This is a genomic window from Brachybacterium tyrofermentans, from assembly GCF_039526165.1.
GTDB lineage: Bacteria > Actinomycetota > Actinomycetes > Actinomycetales > Dermabacteraceae > Brachybacterium > Brachybacterium tyrofermentans.
The window spans coordinates 254445-275522 of sequence record NZ_BAAAIR010000046.1 but is presented as its reverse complement, the minus strand read 5'-3'; the positions used below and the strand labels follow the sequence as shown (position 1 = coordinate 275522).

The 21078-nt window shown below is 70.3% G+C and carries 18 protein-coding genes and 1 pseudogene; 6 read left to right on the top strand and 13 right to left on the bottom strand.

Features of this window, described 5'->3' with window-relative positions; translation table 11 throughout:
- Positions 1-48 precede the first annotated feature (48 nt).
- A complete protein-coding gene (locus tag ABD093_RS15340) occupies positions 49-1809 on the bottom strand; it encodes an FAD/NAD(P)-binding protein (RefSeq protein ID WP_193116234.1) in 1761 nt (586 codons plus the stop codon).
- A 62-nt stretch (positions 1810-1871) separates the two neighbouring features.
- On the opposite strand from ABD093_RS15340, the gene ABD093_RS15335 reads away from it, so the two are divergent.
- Positions 1872-2828, top strand: coding sequence for a hypothetical protein (locus tag ABD093_RS15335; protein ID WP_193116235.1), 957 nt, complete (start codon positions 1872-1874; stop codon positions 2826-2828).
- Positions 2829-2874: 46 nt separating this feature from the next.
- Here ABD093_RS15335 and ABD093_RS15330 read toward each other — a convergent pair whose 3' ends face one another.
- Positions 2875-4146, bottom strand: coding sequence for an MFS transporter (locus ABD093_RS15330; RefSeq protein WP_193116236.1), 1272 nt, complete (start codon positions 4144-4146; stop codon positions 2875-2877).
- 132 nt (positions 4147-4278) lie between these two features.
- Here ABD093_RS15330 and ABD093_RS15325 point away from each other — a divergent pair, with 132 nt between their 5' ends.
- The 4 genes from ABD093_RS15325 to ABD093_RS15310 all read left to right on the top strand — a co-directional run bounded on the left by ABD093_RS15325 (position 4279) and on the right by ABD093_RS15310 (position 7742).
- Positions 4279-4950 (top strand): winged helix-turn-helix domain-containing protein, encoded by a 672-nt coding sequence (locus ABD093_RS15325; protein WP_193116237.1) that lies wholly within the window; start codon positions 4279-4281, stop codon positions 4948-4950.
- Between the two features lie 86 nt (positions 4951-5036).
- On the top strand, positions 5037-6035 hold the full coding sequence (dapD, locus tag ABD093_RS15320; RefSeq protein WP_193116238.1) for a 2,3,4,5-tetrahydropyridine-2,6-dicarboxylate N-succinyltransferase: 999 nt from the start codon (positions 5037-5039) through the stop codon (positions 6033-6035).
- Between the two features lie 79 nt (positions 6036-6114).
- Positions 6115-6990: a hypothetical protein gene (locus ABD093_RS15315; RefSeq protein WP_193116351.1), complete on the top strand. Its 876-nt coding sequence runs from the start codon at positions 6115-6117 to the stop codon at positions 6988-6990.
- A 59-nt stretch (positions 6991-7049) separates the two neighbouring features.
- Positions 7050-7742 carry a glycerophosphodiester phosphodiesterase gene (locus ABD093_RS15310; RefSeq protein ID WP_193116239.1) on the top strand — a complete coding sequence of 231 codons (693 nt, stop codon included), beginning with the start codon at positions 7050-7052 and terminating at the stop codon, positions 7740-7742.
- 139 nt (positions 7743-7881) lie between these two features.
- Here ABD093_RS15310 and ABD093_RS15305 read toward each other — a convergent pair whose 3' ends face one another.
- From ABD093_RS15305 to fdxA, 3 genes are read right to left on the bottom strand one after another with little or no spacing between them, the layout of a single operon-like run.
- Complete coding sequence (locus ABD093_RS15305) at positions 7882-9234, bottom strand: citrate synthase (protein ID WP_193116240.1); 1353 nt, start codon at positions 9232-9234, stop codon at positions 7882-7884.
- 51 nt (positions 9235-9285) lie between these two features.
- Positions 9286-10479, bottom strand: coding sequence for a succinyldiaminopimelate transaminase (gene dapC, locus ABD093_RS15300; protein WP_193116241.1), 1194 nt, complete (start codon positions 10477-10479; stop codon positions 9286-9288).
- A gap of 12 nt (positions 10480-10491) precedes the next feature.
- Complete coding sequence (gene fdxA, locus ABD093_RS15295) at positions 10492-10821, bottom strand: ferredoxin (protein ID WP_193116242.1); 330 nt, start codon at positions 10819-10821, stop codon at positions 10492-10494.
- Positions 10822-10947: 126 nt separating this feature from the next.
- Between fdxA and ABD093_RS19730 the strand changes: the two are divergent.
- Positions 10948-11172: pseudogene (locus ABD093_RS19730) on the top strand (hypothetical protein); the annotation flags it as partial.
- Between the two features lie 46 nt (positions 11173-11218).
- Here ABD093_RS19730 and ABD093_RS15290 read toward each other — a convergent pair.
- The 8 genes from ABD093_RS15290 to ABD093_RS15255 form a co-directional block, all read right to left on the bottom strand.
- Positions 11219-11860 carry a CDP-alcohol phosphatidyltransferase family protein gene (locus ABD093_RS15290; RefSeq protein WP_343925563.1) on the bottom strand — a complete coding sequence of 214 codons (642 nt, stop codon included), beginning with the start codon at positions 11858-11860 and terminating at the stop codon, positions 11219-11221.
- Positions 11857-12297 (bottom strand): hypothetical protein, encoded by a 441-nt coding sequence (locus ABD093_RS15285; RefSeq protein ID WP_193116244.1) that lies wholly within the window; start codon positions 12295-12297, stop codon positions 11857-11859. Before ABD093_RS15285 ends, ABD093_RS15290 begins: the two co-directional genes overlap by 4 nt.
- Positions 12298-12301: 4 nt before the next feature.
- Entirely contained in the window at positions 12302-14224 is a 1923-nt protein-coding gene (gene typA, locus ABD093_RS15280; RefSeq protein WP_193116245.1) for a translational GTPase TypA, read from the bottom strand.
- Positions 14225-14339: 115 nt separating this feature from the next.
- On the bottom strand, positions 14340-15164 hold the full coding sequence (locus ABD093_RS15275) for a hypothetical protein (protein ID WP_193116246.1): 825 nt from the start codon (positions 15162-15164) through the stop codon (positions 14340-14342).
- A gap of 111 nt (positions 15165-15275) precedes the next feature.
- On the bottom strand, positions 15276-17237 hold the full coding sequence (locus ABD093_RS15270) for an ABC transporter ATP-binding protein (protein WP_343925560.1): 1962 nt from the start codon (positions 17235-17237) through the stop codon (positions 15276-15278).
- Positions 17234-18193 carry an ABC transporter permease gene (locus ABD093_RS15265; protein WP_193116248.1) on the bottom strand — a complete coding sequence of 320 codons (960 nt, stop codon included), beginning with the start codon at positions 18191-18193 and terminating at the stop codon, positions 17234-17236. Before ABD093_RS15265 ends, ABD093_RS15270 begins: the two co-directional genes overlap by 4 nt.
- Positions 18183-19112 carry an ABC transporter permease gene (locus tag ABD093_RS15260; RefSeq protein ID WP_343925557.1) on the bottom strand — a complete coding sequence of 310 codons (930 nt, stop codon included), beginning with the start codon at positions 19110-19112 and terminating at the stop codon, positions 18183-18185. The genes ABD093_RS15265 and ABD093_RS15260 overlap by 11 nt, the downstream gene beginning before the upstream one ends.
- 138 nt (positions 19113-19250) lie before the next feature.
- Positions 19251-20900 (bottom strand): peptide ABC transporter substrate-binding protein, encoded by a 1650-nt coding sequence (locus ABD093_RS15255; RefSeq protein WP_193116250.1) that lies wholly within the window; start codon positions 20898-20900, stop codon positions 19251-19253.
- Positions 20901-21078 lie beyond the last annotated feature (178 nt).

Genomic DNA, 21078 nt, shown 5'->3' with positions numbered 1-21078 from the left:
TGCCCCTCCGGTCGGGGGCTGCGAGCGAGGCTGCAGCGCGCGCGGGGGTCAGTCCGCGCTCAGCGCACCACCGGCGCGGGCGAGCCGCAGGGCGACTGCCTCGGCATGGCGCAGGAGCTGGGCGGACGTGCCCGGCTCCGCACTGATCGCCGAGCCGGGCTGCGCGGTGCTCACCGGCACGCCCACCAGCAGCCGGCGCTCGTAGACCGTGTCGTCGAGGCCGACGGGCGCGTACAGGCCGTCCACCGCGATCGAGCCGGTGAGCATCCGGCGCCGGCTGCCGCGGGAGGCCCAGGAATCCTTCTGGACCTCGCCGCGCTCGCGCCAGGCACCGAGCAGCGGGCTGCGATAGGCGGGAAGGTCCACCGGAGGCAGATGGGCCTCGAGCACGCCGTCGCACAGCGTGGTCGTCCCGTCGGCCGCACGCACCGCGAAGCGCCCTGCCTCCTCATCGATGTCCAGGTGCATCCGTGGGCCGGCGAAGCGGAGCAGACCGGCCTCCTCCAGGGCGAGCACCTGGCGGGCGCGCAGCACCGGAGGCCCCGAGGCCCAGGAGGCGAAGGCATTGCGCAGGTGCTTGTCGATGTCGCCGCGCACCGATTCGGTGGTGTAGGCACCGAGATCGACCAGGCGGTTGACCTGGACGCGCAGGGCGATCAGCACGCGGTACACGAGCAGCCAGGCAGGGTCCGGCCCCGTTGCGTCGTCCAGGGCCCGTCGCAGCACGTCGCGCGTGTGCCGATGGGGGTCGGCGCTGTCCCCGCCGCGCCGCCCGAAGGGGAACAGCAGGTGCAGCAGGGCCTCGTCGGTGGCGAGCTCGCTGTGCCCGGCCCCCTCCAGCGCGCGCCGCAGCTCAGCGAGCATGAGCGGCATGACGTCCCGTTCGTGGTCCACGCCGGCGGAGCGCACCGCGATCTCGAGCACCCGCTCCCCGGTGAGGATCTGCGGCGTGTAGGGCTCGGGCACCTCCGCGCCGAGGTCGGGCTTGGGCCGGTAGACCATGCCGGAGCGCGAGCCGACGATCAGCACCGGCTCCTGCCCGCCCGGGAGATACCGCAGGCCCGACGGGGCCCCCTCGTCGGGGACGAACCTGCCGCCGGCGACGCTGGTGAGCATGCCGACCGCGTCGTAGAAGTTCAGCCCCATCCCCTGCACGGCGACCCGCTCCCTGCCGAGCAGGGCGGCGTAGTCCACGTCCAGCGGGTTCGCGGGCGCGAGGTGCACCAGGCCATGGCGCTCGGCGGCGTCGGCCAGCTGCTGGGAGCGGGGGCCGAGCGCGGTGGGCAGGTGCCCCAGGGCGAGCGCGACGGCGTCGGCGCGCAGCACGCGCCCGTCGTCCAGCCGCACCCGCTGGATTCCGTCGGCCAGCCCGGTGACGTCGACGGCCTCGGCTGCGTGCTGCACGATCCGCAGGCGAGCGGGGTCGGCGTCGGCCTCGGCGGTGGCCAGCACGTGGGCGAGATAGCGCCCGTGGGCCGCACGGGAGGCGAAGTCGCTCGGGGCGAGGCCCTCCGCGGCGAGGTGGTCGGCCAGGGTCTCGTGGCGCGAGGAGGGCACCAGGGGGTGGCAGGAGGCGTCGGGGTACATCGTGGTCTGGCAGGTGGTGGTGTTCATCAGCAGCACGTCGGGCTGGTCGTGCCGCCAGACGGCCCCGCCGCGGCCGACGTACGGATCGATGAGGTGCACGGTGAGCCCGCCGTGCCACTCGTCTCGGTGCGACGCCGCGACCAGCCGTTCGATGATCGCTGTCCCCCGGGGGCCGGCACCGATCACGGCGACGGTGCGGGCGAGGTCGGTGGCGGCGGTCATCGCACCAGTATGGCGCGAGCAGATCCGCTCCTGGACGGTCCCGGTCTGGGAGCATATGTGGCATGACGAACATCCCGCAGCCACCGCCGAGACACCTCCAGCACGGTGCTCCTGCCGTGTCCGGCGGCCCGTTCGGCGGGAAGCACGCCGCACGGATCCGGGCAATCGCGAGCTCGAGCCAGCTGCCCACAGAACGTGCCCGGGCGGACGCGATCGTGATGACCGCGTGGCTGACCGCCGGGCAGCGCGCCCAGTACGCCCCCTCGCTGCGCGCCGCAGGGCACGGCGAGGACTTCGTGGAGCATCTTGCCGATGAACGGCGGGTGGTGCTCGAGGAGGGCCCCGATCCGCAGGACGACGAGCTGGACTCGGCGAGCCGGGCGGAGCGCTCCGCCCGTCAGCTCCCCCTGCGGATCCTCGAGACGCTCCTGGTGCTGGGCGCTCTGGCCTGCTTCACGGTCGCGGCCCTGCGCACCGAGTACGGCGCCGGGATGAGCCGCGACGCCCTCCCGGACGGCATCGTCCCGCTCCTGGTGGGCACCGTGCTGTGCCTGATCGCGGGGGCCGTGGTGGGCGCGGTCGCGACTCGTCGGCGCGATCACCAGCTGCTGGACTGGGCGGTCTCCCGGCCCGGCCAGCTGGGTCGGGGCCTCCCGCTGCGTCGCCCGCTGCAGGGCGGTTCCGTGGGGCCCGCCCTGCTGCGAGGGGTGGGCCCAGCCGTGCTGGTCGCCGCCGGGGTGATCGCGATCTGTGTGGGCGCCGCCATCTTGCTGATCACGCTGCTCAGCGACGCCGACTCCGAGGCCACCACGCTGGCCCTGTGGCTGCTGGGCGGCGGCGTGCTCGCTCTGCTCCTGGCCGTGATCGCGGTGCAGCTTCGCGGCCGACGCCTCGAGCAGATCGTGCGCCGGGCCCGCGCCGCGGAATGGTTCGGCGCGCAGGGCGCGGAACGGTTCGGCGCCCAGGCCGCAGAGCAGAACCCGGATCTCCTCGAGGACACGGGCCTCGGCGAGTCCTGACCCGTCGGTCGCCCAGTGCTCTGTACGGCGCTGGCGCTGGCGCTGGTCAGTCCCCGGCGCTCAGCCCCTGCTCTCGGGCGTAGGACTCCCAGCGCGAGGCGACCGGCACGCGGCGCAGGTCCTTCCCGCCCAGCACCACCAGGGCACCGAGCCCGATGATCACAGCGAAGAGGATCATCGTGGGTCGAGGACCGGTCAGCTCGAGTCCCCAGCCCGCGACCGCCGGGGCGAGCGGCATGAGCCCCATCGCGACCATCCCCATCAGCGCGCCGATCCGACCCTGCATCGACACCGGGGTGATGTGCATGAAGAAGCCCTGGGCCGCGGCGTTCAGCGGGGCGAGGCCGATCCCCATCACCGCGTAGGCCGCACCGATCGCCAGCAGCCCCGGCGCGAACGGGACGAACACCCCGGCCACCGTCATCAGCAGGATGGGCGCGGTGACCAGCATCCCGGTGGACACCCGGTCCACCAGGCGCGGTGCGAGGAATGCGCCCAGCAGGATCGAGGCTGCGAACACCGTGTTCAACAGACCGACGCGCCCTGTCGGGACGCCGCTGGCGGTGAGGTGCAGCAGCACTGTCAGCAGCAGACCGTTCATGCCGAGGTTCACCAGGGTGGCCACTCCGAGCAGCTGGATGCGGACCCGCTGCGAGAGGGTCCAGGCCACGGCCTCTCGCAGATCATCTCGGACCCGGGTGGGGGCGTGATCCTCTGCCCGCGGGAGGTAGCGGCCCCGCATCCTCCAGGTGGCGAGCACCGAGCCGAGGTTCCCAAGCAGCTGGGCGAGCGGCGGGAACACCACGGACAGGCCGACGAGGGCGCCGCCCACCGGGCCCGCGGCCATCTCGACCGCGGCGTCGCGCCCCTCGTTGACAGCGGCGGCGCGCGCCAGCTGCGCCGGCGGGACGATCTGCTTGAGCATCGCATCAGAGGCCGCACCCAGCAGCGCGGCGCGGAATCTGTCCAGGAACGCAATCACCGCGAGCACCGCGACGCTTCCCCAGCCCGCCACGAGCACCGCGACCAGGATCGCCTGCAGGAGCACCCCGGTCGAGCCGGCGAGGAGACGCAGCCGCCGCCGGCCGAATCGATCCGCGAGGAGGCCGCCGGGGATCAGCCCCGCCAGGCCGCCGATCCCCTGGATCATCCCGACCAGGCCCGTCGCCCCGAGCGAGCCGGTCACCACGAGGGTGACCAGCGGGAAGGCGAAGGTGCCGATGCCCGTGCCCAGCTCGAGGCAGATGTCCCCGACCAGCCAGCGGCGGTACTCGGCATTGCGGCGCAAGGGCGGCGGAGCGGGTGCGGCGGTCGTCATGCCGAGAACAGTAGACCGACTTCGCCCCTTGCACAACAAATGGTGCGCACTGCTTCTTGCGCAGTCTCCCGTGCGCAGCAACCCCTGCGCATCACATGGTGCACGCTTCGCCGAACTCCGTACACTCGGGTCATGAGCTCCACCTCGGACGACGACGCGACCACTCCCCCGCGGCACGCCACGCAGGAGCAGCTGCGAGCGCTCGCCCACCCCCTGCGCCTGGACATCGTCGAGCGGGTGGGACGTCGCGGGACGGCCCGTGCGGCCGATGTCGCCGCCGACCTCTCGATCCCCGCGAACTCTGTGAGCTACCACCTGCGGATCCTCGCTCGCGGCGGCGTGATCGAGGAGGCCCCCGAGGCGGCCCGCGACCGCCGCGACCGGGTGTGGAAGCTGACCCAGAGCTCCTTCTCCTTCCGCAGCGGCAGGCACTCGACCAACGATCCGACCAGCATCGATGCCGAGTATCTCGCTGCCTCGGGGGCGACCTCACTCGCGGCCTTCGATCGGATGCGCTCCGCCTGGGGTGCCGAGATCGCGCGGCAGAGGGCGGCCCCGGACCACGCGGACATCACCTCGCTCTACGCCTCGGACCTCCGCCTCTCGAGGGAGCAGGCACAGGAGCTGAACGCGCTCATCCAGGCCACGCTCTCGGACTACGACACGCTCAACCGTGACGAGCAGGGCGTCGAGATCCCGGGCGACCCCGATTCCACGCACGAGGCCTTCTCGTACCAGGTCCTCTGGGCTGCGGTCCCCCTCCGCACGGCGCCCGGCGAGCACACCGCCGGGCACCACGACTGACCCGGAGCCGCACCAGGATGTGCTGTTCCCCGCTGGTCGCTGGGCAGGACGGGCATTCCCCAGCCCGTGCTTCGTAGACTGACCCCATGACTACGACGACGCCCTCCCCCGCCACCCACGCCTGGGGCATCGGCCTCGCCACGCTCGCCGCGGACGGCTCCACCCTGGAGACCTGGTACCCCGCCCCGCAGCTCGGCGAGGCCCCCGCCGCCCCGGAGTCCGAGCCGCTGCACGCACAGCTGGCCGCCGCCGCCCGCACCGACGACGTGCGCGGCACCACCCAGGAGGTCGTGGTGCGCGCGCTCGAGCTCGCCGCCGCCCCGGAGGACACCTCCGACGCCTACCTGCGCCTGCACCTGCTCTCCCACCGTCTCGTGCAGCCCAACGCCCAGAATCTCGACGGACTCTTCGGGACGCTCACCAACGTCGTGTGGACCTCCGAGGGCCCCTGCGCCGTGGCCGGCTTCGAGGAGACCCGCCTGCGCCTGATCGCCGCCGGCCGCACCCCCACCGTGTTCGGCGTCGACAAGTTCCCGCGCATGGTCGACTATGTGCTGCCCACCGGGGTGCGCATCGGCGACGCGGACCGCGTGCGCCTGGGCGCCCACCTCGCCGAGGGCACCACCGTCATGCACGAGGGCTTCGTGAACTTCAACGCCGGCACGCTGGGCACCTCGATGGTCGAGGGCCGCATCTCCCAGGGCGTCATCGTCGAGGACGGTTCCGACGTGGGCGGCGGCGCCTCCACCATGGGCACCCTCTCCGGCGGCGGCACCGAGCGTGTGCGCATCGGCAAGCGGGCCCTCGTGGGCGCTGAGGCCGGGATCGGCATCGCGCTCGGTGACGACAGCGTGGTCGAGGCCGGCCTGTACCTCACCGCCGGCACGAAGGTCGAGGTCGTCGGCGAGAAGACCCAGCAGAGCCAGCAGGGTGCCGGCGCCGACGAACCGCATGTCGTCAAGGCCCGCGAGCTCTCCGGGGTGCCGAACCTGCTGTTCCGTCGCAACTCCCTGACCGGCGCGGTCCAGGCGGTGGCCCGCGAGGGTCAGACCGTCGAGCTCAACGCCGCCCTGCACGCGAACTGATCGCACGAGGGGGCACGAGGTGGCGCGACGCACGGGCACACAGCGCTCGTTCACCCGCCACCTCGTCATCCCCCTGGTGATGGTGCTGCTGCTCGCCGGGATCGCGGGCGGCTCCTATCTCGCCCTGCAGCGCTACGGCTCCCCCGCGCACGCCGGGACCTGCACGGCGAGCGGGCTGGGCACCTCGCACCGCTACTCGACGGAGCAGACGGCGAACGCCGCGCTGATCAGCGCGGTGGCCGTGGACCGCGGTCTGCCCCCGCGCGCCGCCTCGATCGCTCTGGCGACCGCGTTCCAGGAATCGCGGCTGCAGAACATCGACCACGGGGACCGCGATTCCCTCGGACTGTTCCAGCAGCGACCCTCGCAGGGCTGGGGCAGCGCGGAGGAGATCCTGGATCCGGTCTATTCCACCAATGCCTTCTACGACGTGCTCGAGGAGATCGACGGATACGCCACCGCCGACATCAACGACGTCGCCCAGGAGGTCCAGCGCAGCGGCTTCCCCGAGGCCTATCGGGACCACGAGACCGAGGGGCGCCTGTACGCCTCCGCCCTGACCGGTCAGTCCGACGCGAACCTGGTGTGCTCCCTGGACGACGTCGGCTCCACCGTCTCCCCCGAACAGCTGCGTGCCGAGCTGACCCGGCAGTTCCCGCGCCTGAGCGAGGCGGGCCGGCTCACCTCCGCGCTGTCCGGCGCCGCGGCCTCCGCCCCGCAGGTCCCGGCGTCCGCAGGCGCGACGGCGCTGGTCATCGGGGCCGACGGGGACCCGTCCGTCGGCTGGGCGGTCGCCAACTGGGCCGTCGCCCGCGCGGCGGACGACGGCGTGGTCCAGGTGTCCTACCAGGGACGCACCTGGGACCGGTCCCAGCGGGGTGAGGAGGCTGCGGCCTGGTCGGCCATCGACGGAGGCGACCCGGACCAGGTCGTGGTGCTCGTCAGCGGGTCCTGACGACCGTGGGGCCGACGCAGGGTGACGGAGTGCGCGGGGTCCCGCGTAGCCTCTCCCCCATGAGCGACGCCCTCCCCGTCCGGCAGCCCGTCCCGCAGATCGTCGCCCACCGCGGCGACCCGATCCACGAGGTCGAGAACACCCTCGCCGCGATCCGGCGCGCCCATCACGACGGCGCGGAGATGGTCGAGGTCGACCTCCGGCTGACGGCCGACGGGGACTGCGTGCTCCTGCACGATGCGACCACCGCGCGCCTGTGGGGGATCGACCGCCCGGTGAGTGACCAGCGCACCGCAGAGCTCCCTGAGGGGGTCCCGCTGCTCCGCGACGCCCTGGCCGCCACCCCTGCACGGCTGCTGCTCGACATCCCCGATGACGACCCCGCCGACGATCTCGCGCGCGCGGCCGTGGGCGTGGCCCGCGAGGCCGGGGTGGACGTCGTGTTCTGCGGCGAGGAGACCGCGATGCAGGCGGTGCGGGCCGCGGATCCCACCGTCGAGATCCGGCTGACGTGGAAGACTCTCGACCCTCTCCCTGACGCTCTCGTCGAGCAGCTGCGGCCGAGCTCCTGGAACCCGCCGCACGAGCTGGTGGACGCGGCGTCGATCGTGCTCGCCCGGACGCAGGGCCTCGCCGTGACCTGCTGGACGGTCGACGACATCGATCGGGCGCGCGAGCTCGCCGCCCTCGGGGTCGACGCCATCACCTCGAACCGGGCCGGAGAGCTGCGCGCCGCGCTGCAGGGAAGGTGACCCCGGACGACGAGCTGTCCCGCCACGTCGCACCGACGACGAGACCCTGACCTCGACGACGAGACCCTGACCTCAGCGCCCCTCGCGGGGTGTCGTGGTCAGGGTCGTCATGCGCCGTCTCGCGCGGGCAGTGCAGAGATCAGTCGCGGCCGTCGAGATCCGCCTTGAGCCCTGCCAGGCGCAGCTCGCTGGTGCCGGTGCGCCCCGTCATGGGCACGTAGGACCGCTCGGAGTGACCGGTGTAGATCTGGCGCGGGCGCCCGATCTTGGTCTCGGGATCGTGGACCATCTCCTGCCACTGGGCGATCCAGCCCGGCAAGCGGCCGATCGCGAACAGGACGGTGAACATCTCCGTCGGGAAGCCGATCGCGTTGTAGATGAGCCCGGTGTAGAAGTCGACGTTCGGGTAGAGCTTGCGCTCCACGAAGTAGTCGTCCTTCAGGGCGATCTCCTCGAGCTTCATCGCGAGCTCGAGGCGCTCGTCATGGATGCCGAGGCGCTCGAAGACGTCGTCGGCGATCTTCTTCACGATGCGAGCGCGCGGATCGTAGTTCTTGTAGACCCGGTGGCCGAAGCCCATGAGCCGGATCCCGTCCTCCTTGTTCTTCACCTTCTCCATGAAGTCGCGCGGGTCCATGTTCTCGGCCTGCATCTGGTCGAGCATGTCCATCACCGCGGCGTTGGCACCGCCGTGGGCGGGGCCCGAGAGCGCGCCGATGCCGGCGGCGATCGAGGTGAACAGGTTCGCCTGCGAGGAGCCCACCAGGCGCACGGCCGAGGTGGAGCAGTTCTGCTCGTGGTCGGCGTGGAGAATCAGCAGCTGCTCCATCGCGCGCACCACGACCGGGTCGGCGATGTAGTCCTCGACCGGGAAGCCGAAGGTCAGGCGCAGGAAGTTCTCGATCAGCGAGAGCCGGTTGTCCGGGTACAGCAGCGCATGGCCCTGGGCGATGCGGTGCGCGTAGGCGGCCATCGTGGGCATCTTCGCGAGCAGCCGTACGGAGGACAGCCGCACCTGCTCCTCGTCGAAGGGATCCAGGGAGTCCTGGTAGAAGGTCGACAGCGCGGAGGTGCCGGCCTGCAGCACGGCCATCGGGTGGGCGTCGCGCGGGTAGCCGTCGAACATGCGCTTGAAGCGCTCGTCGAGCAGGGTGCGGCGCTCCACCTGGGCCTCGAAGTTGTCGAGCTGGCCGTTCGTGGGCAGCTCGCCGTTGATGAGCAGGTAGGAGACCTCCAGGAAGGAGGACTTCTCCGCGAGCTGCTCGATCGGGTACCCGCGGTAGCGCAGGATGCCCTCGTCGCCGTCGATGAAGGTGATCGCCGACTTCGCGTTCGCGGTGTTCATGAAACCGGGGTCGTAGGTGACCTCACCGGTCTCCTTGCGCAGCGGGCCGATCGAGATGCCCGAGTTCCCCTCGACAGCAGGGACGATCGGCAGCTCGAGGGACTTCTCGCCGTGCGTGAGCTGGGCAGAGGGGTTCGCGTGATCCATGGGCTCTCCGTTGTGCAGTATCGGATCGGTGGTGCGCGCAGGGCGCAGGGTTCAGGGGTGCGAGAGGCGCCGGGCGGCGGCGCTGATCCGCTCGTCGGTCGCGGTCAGGGCGACGCGGACGGAGTTCGCGCCCCCCTCACCATAGAACATCCCCGGAGCCACGAGGACCCCGAGGTCAGCGAGACGTTCGACGCTGGTCATCGAGTCCTCGCCGAAGCTCGTCCACAGGTACAGGCCGGCCTGGGAGCCGTGAATCGTGCCGCCGGCGGCCTGCAGCGCAGGCTCCAGGATGGCGCGGCGCGAGCGGTAGACCTCCCGCTGCGCGGCCACGGCCGCATCATCGCCGAGGGCCACGGTCATCGCGGCCTGCATCGGCCCGGGGAGCATCATGCCGGCCTGCTTGCGCACGGCCACCAGCTCCCCGACCAGCGACGGGTCACCGGCGACGAAGGCCGCCCGGTAGCCGGCCAGGTTGGACTGCTTGGACAGCGAGTACACGCACAGCACGCCGTCGAGATCGCCGCCGTTCACGCGCGGATCCAGCACCGAGGGGACCTCGTCGACGGTCCACGGCAGCAGCGCGTAGCACTCGTCGGAGGCCACGACGATGCCGCGGCCGCGGGCCCAGTCGAGGATCGCCGCCATCTGCGCAGCGGTGAGGACCTCACCGGTCGGGTTCGACGGGGAGTTCAGCCAGAGCAGTCGGATGCGGCTCGCGTCCGACGAGTCGGGCAATGCCGCATCACCGCGCGCCGCGAGGTCCGCCATGTCCACCGCCAGCGGCTCGGCGCCGACGAAGCGGGCGCCGATGTCGTAGGTCGGGTAGGCGATGTGCGGGAACGCGACGACGTCTCCTGCTCCGATGCCGAGCTGGAAGGGCAGGTGCGCGACGAGCTCCTTGGAGCCGACGGTGGGCAGCACGCCGTCGACGTCGAGCTGCTCGGGAGCGGACCGATGACGACGCACGAAGTCCACGAGAGCCGCCCGGAGCGCCGGGGTGCCGATGGTCGTCGGGTAGCCGGAGCTGTCCGCGGCGGCGGCGAGCGCCTGCTGCACCGAGGTGGGCGTGGGATCCACCGGGGTGCCCACGGAGAGGTCGACGAGGCCGTCCGGATGGGCCGACGCACGCCGCTTGGCGTCGGCCAACGCGTCCCAGGGGAAGGCGGGCAGCCGGGCCGCGAGGCCACGGCGGACGCTGCCGGCGGACGTCCGGGAAGCCGTGGAGGAGTCTGAGGTCCGGGACATGTCGCTCATCGGTCAGGCCAGCGGATTGGTCTGCGCGGGCAGGGCCTCGACGAGCGGGTGATCCTTGTCGATCACGCCCATCTTCGCCGCGCCGCCCGGCGCTCCGAGATCGTCGAAGAAGTCGACGTTGGCCTTGTAGTAGTCGGCCCACTGATCCGGGGTGTCATCCTCGTAGAAGATCGCCTCGACGGGGCACACGGGCTCGCAGGCGCCGCAGTCCACGCACTCGTCGGGCTGGATGTACAGCATCCGATTGCCTTCGTAGATGCAGTCCACGGGGCACTCGTCGACGCAGGCACGGTCCTTCACGTCGACGCAGGGCAGGGCGATGACGTAGGTCATGGGCAGCATCCTTCCGGCAGGGAGACGCCTTCATTCTGTCATCCCCGACCTGCCCGGTCCCGCCGATCCGGGGCCCGAGCGGCGGACGTGACACGACGAACACCTCTGTCGCGCTAGCCTCGCAGGATGAGCAGGCACGACGGGCACCCCAGCGATCCTTCTGACGGCCCCCTCGACGACCCCCGGGACGTCTCTGTCCCGGGGCATCGGATGCGCGCCGGCTGGGCTCCGTTCCTCCAGGTCGGGACCCGGGTGGTGCTGCGCTACGCGATCGACCGGGAGGCCTCTCCGCACGGGGAATCGATGAGCGATGCCCTGGGCACGATCCTGGAGGTCGACGAGGCATCCATCCAGGTGATGACCCGGCGCGGCGAGAGGCGGGTCCCGCGGGCCCTGGTCATCGCCGCGAAGGAGGTTCCTCCCCCGCCGGTGCGCCGTCCTCGGGCCGCGCCTGCTCCGGAGTCTGAGCCTGGGCCCGGTCCTGGATCTGTGCCTGAGCCGGGGCCCGGGTCGCCCTGAGGATGTAGTCGACAGCGGACAGCACGTGCAGCACCACCGAGATCCACAGCAGCACCCGCACCGCACCGAGCAGGCCCGGAGCCCAGGCCGCGGCGGCCACGAGCAGGAACACCGAGGTCATGAGCGCGAAGGTGCGCGCCTTCCCGATCCGGGACACCTCGAGCCGGCCTCCCAGCGCCGCGCGCGTGGCCAGGAGCACCATCGCCACATCAGCGACGACGATGATGATCAGGGCCAGCCAGGGCAGGAGTCCCGCAACCGCGAGAGTCGCCGTGATGGCGGCGAGTCCCAGCCGGTCCGCGATCGGGTCGATGATCTCGCCCGTGCGGCTGGTCTGGTCGAGCGCGCGGGCCAGCATCCCGTCGATCCAGTCGGTCGATGCCCAGGCCAGGAGGAGCACCACGGCAAGGGTGTCCGGGCTGTCCAGGAGCAGCGCGCACACCGGGGCCAGCAGCACGAACCGGACGAGGGTGACGAGGTTCGGGATCGTCGCCCAGTCGGGACGACGGGACGTGCTCATGGGCGCCGGTGTCGCCACAGCGTGATGGCCAGCAGCGCGAGGAACGGGATCGCGATCCCGAGGCCCTGCACGATCCACCCGGAGTACTGCGGCTGATCGCCGATGACGGCCGGCATCAGCACGCCGCCACCGGCGCCGTTGCCCAGGAACGGCGCCGCGAGGAGACCCCAGAGACCGCCGAGCACCAGCAGCGGCAGCCGGGCCCCGGTCGCGGCGTAGAGGAACACGCAGGCGACGATCTGGAACAGAGCGCCGAGGAGGAGCCCGACCGGGAGGTCCAGGCCGAGCACATCCAGCTGCATCCGATGCGTCGTGATCATCAGCAGCACCGAGATCACCGTCAGCACGACCCCCATCACCACCTGGAGGATCCGGGCGGGGATGGAGGTCGTGTCGACCGTCGTGGGCCTCGTCGGCCGAGGACTCGCGTCCGTCACGGGATCACTTCCCGGACTTGGCCTTCGACCGGGCGCGGTTGCGCTCGTTGGCGTCGAGGAGGACCTTGCGGATGCGGACGACCTCGGGGGTCACCTCGACGCACTCGTCGTCGTTGGTGAACTCGAGGGACTCCTCGAGCGTGAGCCGGCGCGGCGGCACCAGGTTCTCGAAGGAGTCCGACGATGCGGCACGCATGTTCGTCAGCTTCTTCTCCTTCGTGATGTTCACGTCCATGTCCTCGTTGCGGGAGTTCTCCCCGACGACCTGGCCTGCATACACCTCGGAGGTGGGCTCGACGAAGAACGAGCCGCGCTCCTGGAGGTTGATCATCGCGAAGGGGGTGACGGTGCCGGCGCGGTCGGCGACCAGCGAGCCGGTGGCGCGGAACTCGATGTTCCCCATCCACGGCTCGAAGCCGTCGGCGTAGGACGAGGCGATGCCGTTGCCGCGCGTCTCGGTCATGAACCGGGTGCGGAAGCCGATCAGGCCGCGCGACGGGACGGTGAACTCCATGCGCACCCAGCCGGAGCCGTGGTTGCTCATGGTCTCCATACGGCCCTTGCGGGACGCCATCAGCTGGGTCACGGTGCCGAGGTACTCCTCGGGCACGTCGATGGTCATGCGCTCGACAGGCTCATGCTTGCGCCCGTCGATGTCGCGGGTGAGCACCTTCGGCTTGCCGACGGTGAGCTCGAAGCCCTCACGACGCATCTGCTCGACGAGGATCGACAGGGCGAGCTCGCCGCGGCCCTGCACCTCCCAGGCGTCGGGACGCTCGGTGGGGAGCACCTTCAGGGACACGTTGCCGACCAGCTCCTGGTCGAGACGGTCCTTGACCTGGCGGGCGGTGAGCTTGTGCCCCTTGCCGTTCTTGCCGGCCAGCGGGGAGGTGTTGATGCCGATGGTCATCGAGATCGCGGGATCGTCGATGGTGATCAGCGGCAGCGGGCGCGGGTCCGCGAGGTCGGCGAGGGTCTCACCGATCATGATCTCGGGGATGCCGGCCACGGCGACGATGTCGCCCGGACGGGCCACGCCGGTCATGGGAACGCGGGTCAGGCCCTTGGTCTCCAGCAGCTCGGTGATCTTGACCTGCTTGGTGGTCCCGTCCTGCGTGCACCATGCGACCTGCTGGCCCTTGGCCAGCTCGCCGTTCTTGATGCGCAGCAGCGCGAGGCGGCCCAGGAACGGCGAGGCGTCGAGGTTGGTCACGTGCGCCTGCAGCGGGACCTCGTCATCGTAGCTCGGAGCCGGGATCGACTCGAGGATCGTCTTGAACAGCGGCTCGACGGTCTCCTCCTCGGGGAGGGTGCCGTCGGCGGGCTGCGTGGTCGACGCGCGGCCGGCCTTGCCGGAGGCGTAGACGACGGGCACGTCCAGCACGGCGTCGAGGTCGATGTCGGGCATCTCCTCGGCGAGGTCGGAGGCCAGGCCCAGCAGCAGGTCGGTGGCTTCGCCGACGACCTCTTCGATGCGGGCGTCGGGACGGTCGACCTTGTTGACCACGAGGATCACGGGGAGCTTCGCGGCCAGCGCCTTGCGCAGCACGAAGCGGGTCTGCGGGAGGGGGCCCTCGGAGGAGTCCACCAGCAGCACGACACCGTCGACCATGGACAGGCCGCGCTCGACCTCGCCGCCGAAGTCGGCGTGGCCGGGGGTGTCGATGACGTTGATGGTGATGCCATCGGGCTCGCCGATCCCTGCGGCCGACGGGCCGACGTAGCGGATCGCCGTGTTCTTCGCGAGGATGGTGATGCCCTTCTCGCGCTCCAGCTCGCCCGAGTCCATCGCCCGCTCATCGTGCGTGTCGTGGTCGCCGAATGCGCCACCCTGGGTCAGCATGGCGTCGACGAGCGTGGTCTTGCCGTGGTCGACGTGGGCGACGATGGCGACGTTTCGCAGGTCGTTGCGGAGGCGGAGAGTCATACGCGAGGGCTCGTTTCAGGTTGCGCGTCGGGTCGGGGACCGTGCAGCGCCTGACCGCACCGCTGTGCGGCCCGCTCCAGGGCCTCGGTGAGTCTATCGGCCTGGAGCACAAAGGTCAGCGGTCTGTCGATGAGACGTTCGACGCTGTCCGACCCGCGACCACGGCGACGGTCAGCGCGATGAGCGTCCCGAGCACCAGCTGGACGGCGACCGGATGGCTCCAGACGGAGCCGGGCTCCTCCCCTGCCACGTGCTCGGCGACGGTGACCGGATCCGCGTAGAAGAAGGAGCAGGTCAGGAGGGAGACTGCGAACATCCAGGAGGCCGCGATCGCCACGAGCTCCAGCCACCTCACGCCCCTCATAAGACTCGCCCGAGCCGATCCGCGGACGGATTCCCGACGGATCGGCGGATTCTGCACCGGTTCGTCGGCGGGAGAGTCGCCGCGGTCCGCCCCCGCCGAGGCCGCCAGCTGCCGCCGCTGACCGGCGAGCAGTGCGATCATCCCTCCGCCGAAGACCAGGAGCAGCAGTGCGAGTGTGATCGACGCCACCTCGCCCGTCAGGAGCGGACCGACCATGCTCCCGTCGGTGTCCCGCATCGCGGGGAACGCCCACCGTGGGATGACGAGAGCACCCCACAGCATCCCGACCCCGATGCCCGCGATGAGGGCGGCCGCTCGGCGGAAGGACATCCAGCGCGCGAGCAGCGGCCAGAGCGCATGAACGCCGACAGCGAGGGCGATCTCCAGCAGGAGATCGCCGACAACGCCGCCGACGCCGCTGCTGCGGGACGCGCCGAAGCCACTGCTCCGCGAACCGCTGATGCTGCGCGAGAGACGAGGTCGGGTGAGGGAGGACCAGGCAGCTTCCTTCGCCGCTCGTGCGCGGGCCGAGTCCTCGGCCCGCGCACGATCCGCCGCAGCGGGGTCCTCGCTCATCGGCTCACTCACTCCTGGGCTCACTCACTCTCGGGAACAGCCGCTGTGAGGAGCAATCGCTCGTGGGAGCGATCGTTCCTCGGATCAGGTGCTCGCCGGATCAGAGAGTGCTCAGACGTGGCCCGCCTCGGAGAACGGGTCGATGACGCCGTCGTCCTGCGGCGAACCGTCGACCTGCTCGTCCTCGACCGCCGCGTCCGGGGCGTCGACGTCGATGGTCTCCGACCCCGCGAGCGGGATGGAGCCGCCGGGGATCGCCGCCAGCAGGCGCTTGGTGTAGTCCTGCTGCGGGGCGTGGAAGACCTCATCGGTGGTCCCCTGCTCGACGACTTTCCCCTTCTCCATGACCAACGTGCGGTCGGCGATCTGCCGCACCACGGCGAGGTCGTGAGTGATGAAGAGGTAGGACAGCCCCAGCTCGGACTGCAGATCGTTGAGCAGCTCGAGCACCTGGGACTGGACCAGCACGTCGAGCGCGGAGACCGCCTCGTCGCAGATCACGACCTCCGGATCCAGGGCCAGGGCGCGCGCGATCGCGATGCGCTGGCGCTGGCCGCCCGAGAGCTCGTTGGGATAGCGACGCATCATCTCCGCCGGCAGCGCGACCTTGTCGAGCAGGTCGCGGACCTTCGCCTCACGGCTCTTCGAGTCCCCGATGCCGTGCAGGCGCAACGGCTCCTCGATCGTGTTGTAGATCGAGTACATCGGGTCCAGGGTGCCGTAGGGGTTCTGGAAGATCGGCTGCACGCGGCGACGCAGCGACTTCAGCTCCTTGCCCTTGTACGTGGTCACGTCCTTGCCCTCGAAGAGCACGCGCCCCGAGGTCGGCTCGAGGAGCTTCAGGACCATCTGGGCCACGGTGGACTTGCCCGACCCGGACTCCCCCACGATCGCCGTGGTGGTACCGCGTTCGATCTCGAAGGAGACCTTGTCGACTGCGGTGAAAGGCGTGGTCTTCCAGGGCACGTTCCCGCGGATCGGGAACTCCTTGGTGAGGTCCTGCACCTGGATCACGGCATCGGAGCTCACCTCGCCGTAGCCGAACTGCGGGCCCGCGTGCTCGGCCTGCGTCGACGGGTCGGTTGGGGTGGGGCCCGTCGGGGTGGAGACCGTCAGCGACGGGACCTTCGGACCCGACAGCTTCGGGGCGGAGTACGTCGGCCGCTGCACAGCAGAGGCCCCGTCCGTCTCCTCCGCCGCGGGTGTGCCCGATCCGGAGACCAGACGACGCGACGCCAGCGAGGGCGCCGCCGCGATCAGCCGCTTCGTGTAGGGATGCTGCGGGTTCTGCAGCAGCTCGATCGCGGGACCGGACTCGACGATCTGGCCCTTGTACATGACCACCAGGTGCTGGGCGCGCTCAGCGGCCAGGCCCAGATCGTGGGTGATCAGCAGGACCGCCACGCCGAGCTCCTCGGTGAGGGTGTCGAGGTGATCGAGGATCTGCTGCTGCACGGTCACGTCGAGCGCGCTGGTCGGCTCATCCGCGATGAGCAGCTTGGGACGGGCCGCCAGGCCCATCGCGATCAGGGCGCGCTGCTTCATGCCGCCGGAGAACTCGTGAGGGTACTGGTTCGCCCGGCGCGCCGCATCGGGCAGGCCGGCCTCCTCGAGCAGCTCCACGGAACGGGCACGGGCCTTGGCCCCCCGCGCGACCCCGTTGGCGGCGAGCGCCTCGGTGATCTGGGCGCCCACCTTCCACATGGGGTTGAGGTTGCTCATCGGGTCCTGCGGGACGAGCCCGATCTCGCTGCCGCGCAGGGCGAGGATTTCCCGGGTCGGGACCGCGGTGATGTCCCGGCCGCCGAAGCGGATGCTGCCGCCGGTGATCGAGCCGTTCTTCGGAAGCAGGCGGGCGATGCTCATCGCCGTCGTGGACTTGCCGGAGCCGGACTCGCCGACGATCGCGACCGTCTCGCCGGGATAGACGGACAGGCTCGCCCCACGGACGGCGCGGACCTCTCCGTTCGTGGTCCCGAAGGTGATCTCGAGATCAGAGATCTCCAGCAGCGGGTCGTTGCCCGCTGCGCTCCCCGCGTCGGGGGCTGCTGCGGTGTTCGTGGAGGTGGTCATCGCTTCCTCGCCTTCGGATCGAGGGCGTCGCGCACCGCGTCGCCGAGCATGATGAAGCTCAGCACGGTGATCGCGAGCGCCATCGAGGGGTAGAAGAGCATCATCGGCTGGGTGCGCAGCGCCGGTCGGGCGTCGGAGATGTCCCCGCCCCAGGAGACCGAGCTCGCAGGAAGGCCCACGCCGAGGAAGGACAGCGTCGCCTCGGCCACGATGTACACACCGAGGTTCACGGTGGCGGTGACGATCACCGGGGCGATCGCGTTGGGCACGACGTGCTTGACGAGGTTGGTCACCGAGTTGGCGCCCAGTGCCGTCGAGGCGGTCACGAAGTCCTGGTTCTTCACCGAGATGACCGAGCCGCGCATGATGCGGGCGACGTTGGTCCAGCCGAAGACGCCCAGCACCAGGATCACCATCGGCACGTTCATCGACTCGACCCGGTTGGCGATGACGATCGCCCCCAGGATCAGCGGGATCGCGAAGAAGATGTCCGTGACGCGGGACAGGATCGCATCGAAGACGCCGCCCACATAGCCGGCCAGGGCACCCAGGACGCCGCCGATGAGCGTCGCCAGGATCATCGTGAAGAAGCCGACCATCACCGAGGTGCGGGTCCCGTAGAGCACGCGGGCCAGGACGTCATAGCCCTGCCTCGTGGTCCCGAAGGGATGCTCGCTGCTCGGCGGCTGATTGGCCTTCGAGATGTCCCCGTAGTTCGGGTCCTGCCCGGTCAGCAGACCCGGGAAAGCCGCGACGAACAGGATGACCACGATCAGTGCCGCGGAGATCAGGAAGACGGGGTTGCGGACCAGGTTGCGGCCGGCCTCCGCCCACATCGAGCGGGGCGCGGACGTGGTGTCCACGGCGTCGACCGCCTGCAGGGGGGTCTCGTCCAGCGGGGCGACGAAGTGCGTCGCCGCGGGTCGGACGGAACGGGTGACGGGTTCACTTCGCATAGCGGATCCTCGGGTCGAGAACGGCGTAGAGCAGGTCCACGATCAGGTTGGCGACCAGGAAGATGATCACCAGCAGCGTCACCACGGACACGATCATCGGGCTCTCGCCGTCGTTGATGGCGCGGAAGAGCAGCGAGCCGATGCCGCTGATGTTGAAGATGCCCTCCGTGACGATCGCGCCGCCCATCAGCGCACCCAGATCCGCACCGATGAAGGTGACGACCGGGATCAGGGAGTTGCGCAGGATGTGCTTGGAGACGACCCCGCCGCGGGAGAGTCCCTTGGCGGTCGCCGTGCGCACGTGGTCCGCGGTGGCGACCTCGGCGATCGAGGTGCGGGTCAGGCGCAGCACATAGGCGAACGACACGGCGCCGAGCACGGCGCCGGGTACCAGCAGGTTCTGCCACGAGGGGTCGCGCCCCACGTTCACCGGGGCGACGCCGAGCTGCACGCCGAGCACGAACTGGGCGATGAAGCCGATGACGAAGGTGGGGACCGCGATGACGAGCAGCGACACCATCAGCAGCGTGGTGTCGATCAGCGTGCCCTTCTTCAGACCCGAGATGACACCGGCGACCACGCCGAAGACGCTCTCGATCACGACGGCGATGATCGCGAGCCGGAAGGTGACGGGGAAGGCCGCCTTGATCTGGTCGATGATCGGCCGGCCGTTGAACCCGATGCCGAAGTCTCCCTGGAAGAGATTCCCCAGATAGATCAGCCACTGGATGAGCACGGGTTTGTCGAGGTTGTACTGCGCGCGCAGCTTGTCGGCCACGGCCGGGGAGATCGGCTTGTCACCCGCGATCGCCGCGATGGGGTCGCCGGAGGAGACGAAGGCCATCAGGTAGACGATGAGGGTGGCGCCGAGGAAGACGGGGATCATCTGCAGCAGTCGCCGCCCGATGTACCAGATCACGTCGGTCACCTTCGGTTGAGGGAGCGCGGGGCGAGGAAAGAAGGGGAACAGCCGTCCGTCCATGGCCCCGGCACATGGACGTGCGACGGCGGGAGACGGCACCAGGGCCGCCTCCCGCCGGAGGTCGCGATCAGAGGATCACTTGGTGATCGCGTAGTACAGCGGGACGGTGTCCCAGCCGTACTCCACGTTCGAGACCAGGTCCGAGAACCCGCCGAAGGTGTTCTGGTACCACAGCGGCAAGGCCGGGAGATCTTCCATGAGGATGGCCTCGGCGGCGTGGAACTTCTCGTTCGCGGCGTCGATGTCCGGTGCGGCGAGGCCTTCCTTCAGCAGGTCGTCGAACTCCGGGTTCTTGTAGTCGCCGTCGTTGCTGCCCTTGCCGTCCGCCGCGGCGGAGGAGTAGATCGGGCCGAGGAAGTTGTAGACGGAGGGGTAGTCCGCCTGCCAGCCGGAGCGGAAGGCACCCTCCATCGTGCGGGCCGTGATCTGCTCACGGAACTCGCCGAAGGCGGGGAACGGGTTCGGCGTGGCCTCGATGCCGAGGGTGTTCTTGACCGAGTTGCACACGGCCTCGACCCAGTCCTTGTGCGGGGAGTCGGCGTTGTAGGCCAGGGTGAAGGGGCCCTTGAAGGGCTGGATCTTCTCGGCCTCGGCCCACAGCTCCTTGGCCTTGGCCTCGTCGAACTCGAGGACCTCCGCGCCGGGGATGTCGGTGGCGCCGCCGCCATCGATCACGGGGGCGACGAAGTCCGTCGCGGGGCTGCGGGTGCCGTAGAACAGCGAGTCGCAGATCGCCGTGCGGTCGATGGCGTACGAGAGCGCCTGGCGGCGGATCTTGCCCGCCTCCCCGGAGAAGTCCGGATCGTCCTGCGGGATGGTGAAGGACTGGAACACCGCGCCCGGGGCGTTGATGGCGCGGTCACCGAGCTCGTCCTCGAAGGTGGACAGGGCCGAGGTCGGGATGATGTCCGAGACGTCGACGTTGCCCGAGAGCATGTCGTTGTAGAGCGTCTCGTCATCCGCGTAGACGACGAAGGTGACGCCGGAGTTCTGGGCGGCGCGGGGGCCGTCGTACTCCGGGTTCGGGACGAGCACGATCTCGGCGTCGTGGGTCCAGGAGTCGACCATGTAGGGGCCGTTGCCGATGGGGGCCTCGCCGTAGGCGTCGATGTCCTCGAAAGCCGAGGGCGGCATCGGCGAGTAGGCCGAGTAGCCCAGGCGCGAGGAGAAGTCGGCCTGCGTGGAGACCAGCTTGACGGTGAAGCTCGTGTCGTCGACGACCTTCAGACCGGAGAGCGTGAGGTCCTTGGTCGCGTCATCGGCGGCGACCTCGTCGAAGCCCTCGATGGGCTGGAAGAAGGACTGGCTCTTCTGGGCGTTGGCGGTGTTGGCGCCGAAGTTCCAGGCGTCCACGAAGTTCTGCGCGGTGAGCGCGGTGCCGTCGGAGAACTTCAGACCCTCACGGATCGTGATGGTCCAGTTCTGGTTGTCCTCGGACTCGATGGACTCCGCGACCTCGTTCTCGACCTTGCCCTCGGCGTCGTAGTAGACGAGCCCGGAGAAGACCGACGTGATGATTCGACCGCCGCCCACCTCGCTGGTGTTCGTCGGGACCAGGGGGTTCTCCGGCTCGGTGCCGTTGGCGAGGATGGGCTCGCCCGTTCCTCCGCCGGCATCGCTGCCGGAACCGGAACCGGTGTCGCCGCCGGAGCAGGCGGCCAAGGTGACAGCTGCGGCACCGCCGGCGGCGGTGCCCAGCATCATCGATCGTCGCGAAATAGCCATGGGATCTCCTGGGATGACTGAGCTGGATTCGTCGCGCTCCGTTGCGCACGACGCGTCCCTCAGTGTGCACCCTCACCTGTCAAGAACTATCCATCAGTCGGTCACAAATCGGTCTCGGGCCCTTTTCAACCACCTTGACCAGGGCAGCTAAAACACACTGACCGGGCACGACGTTCTT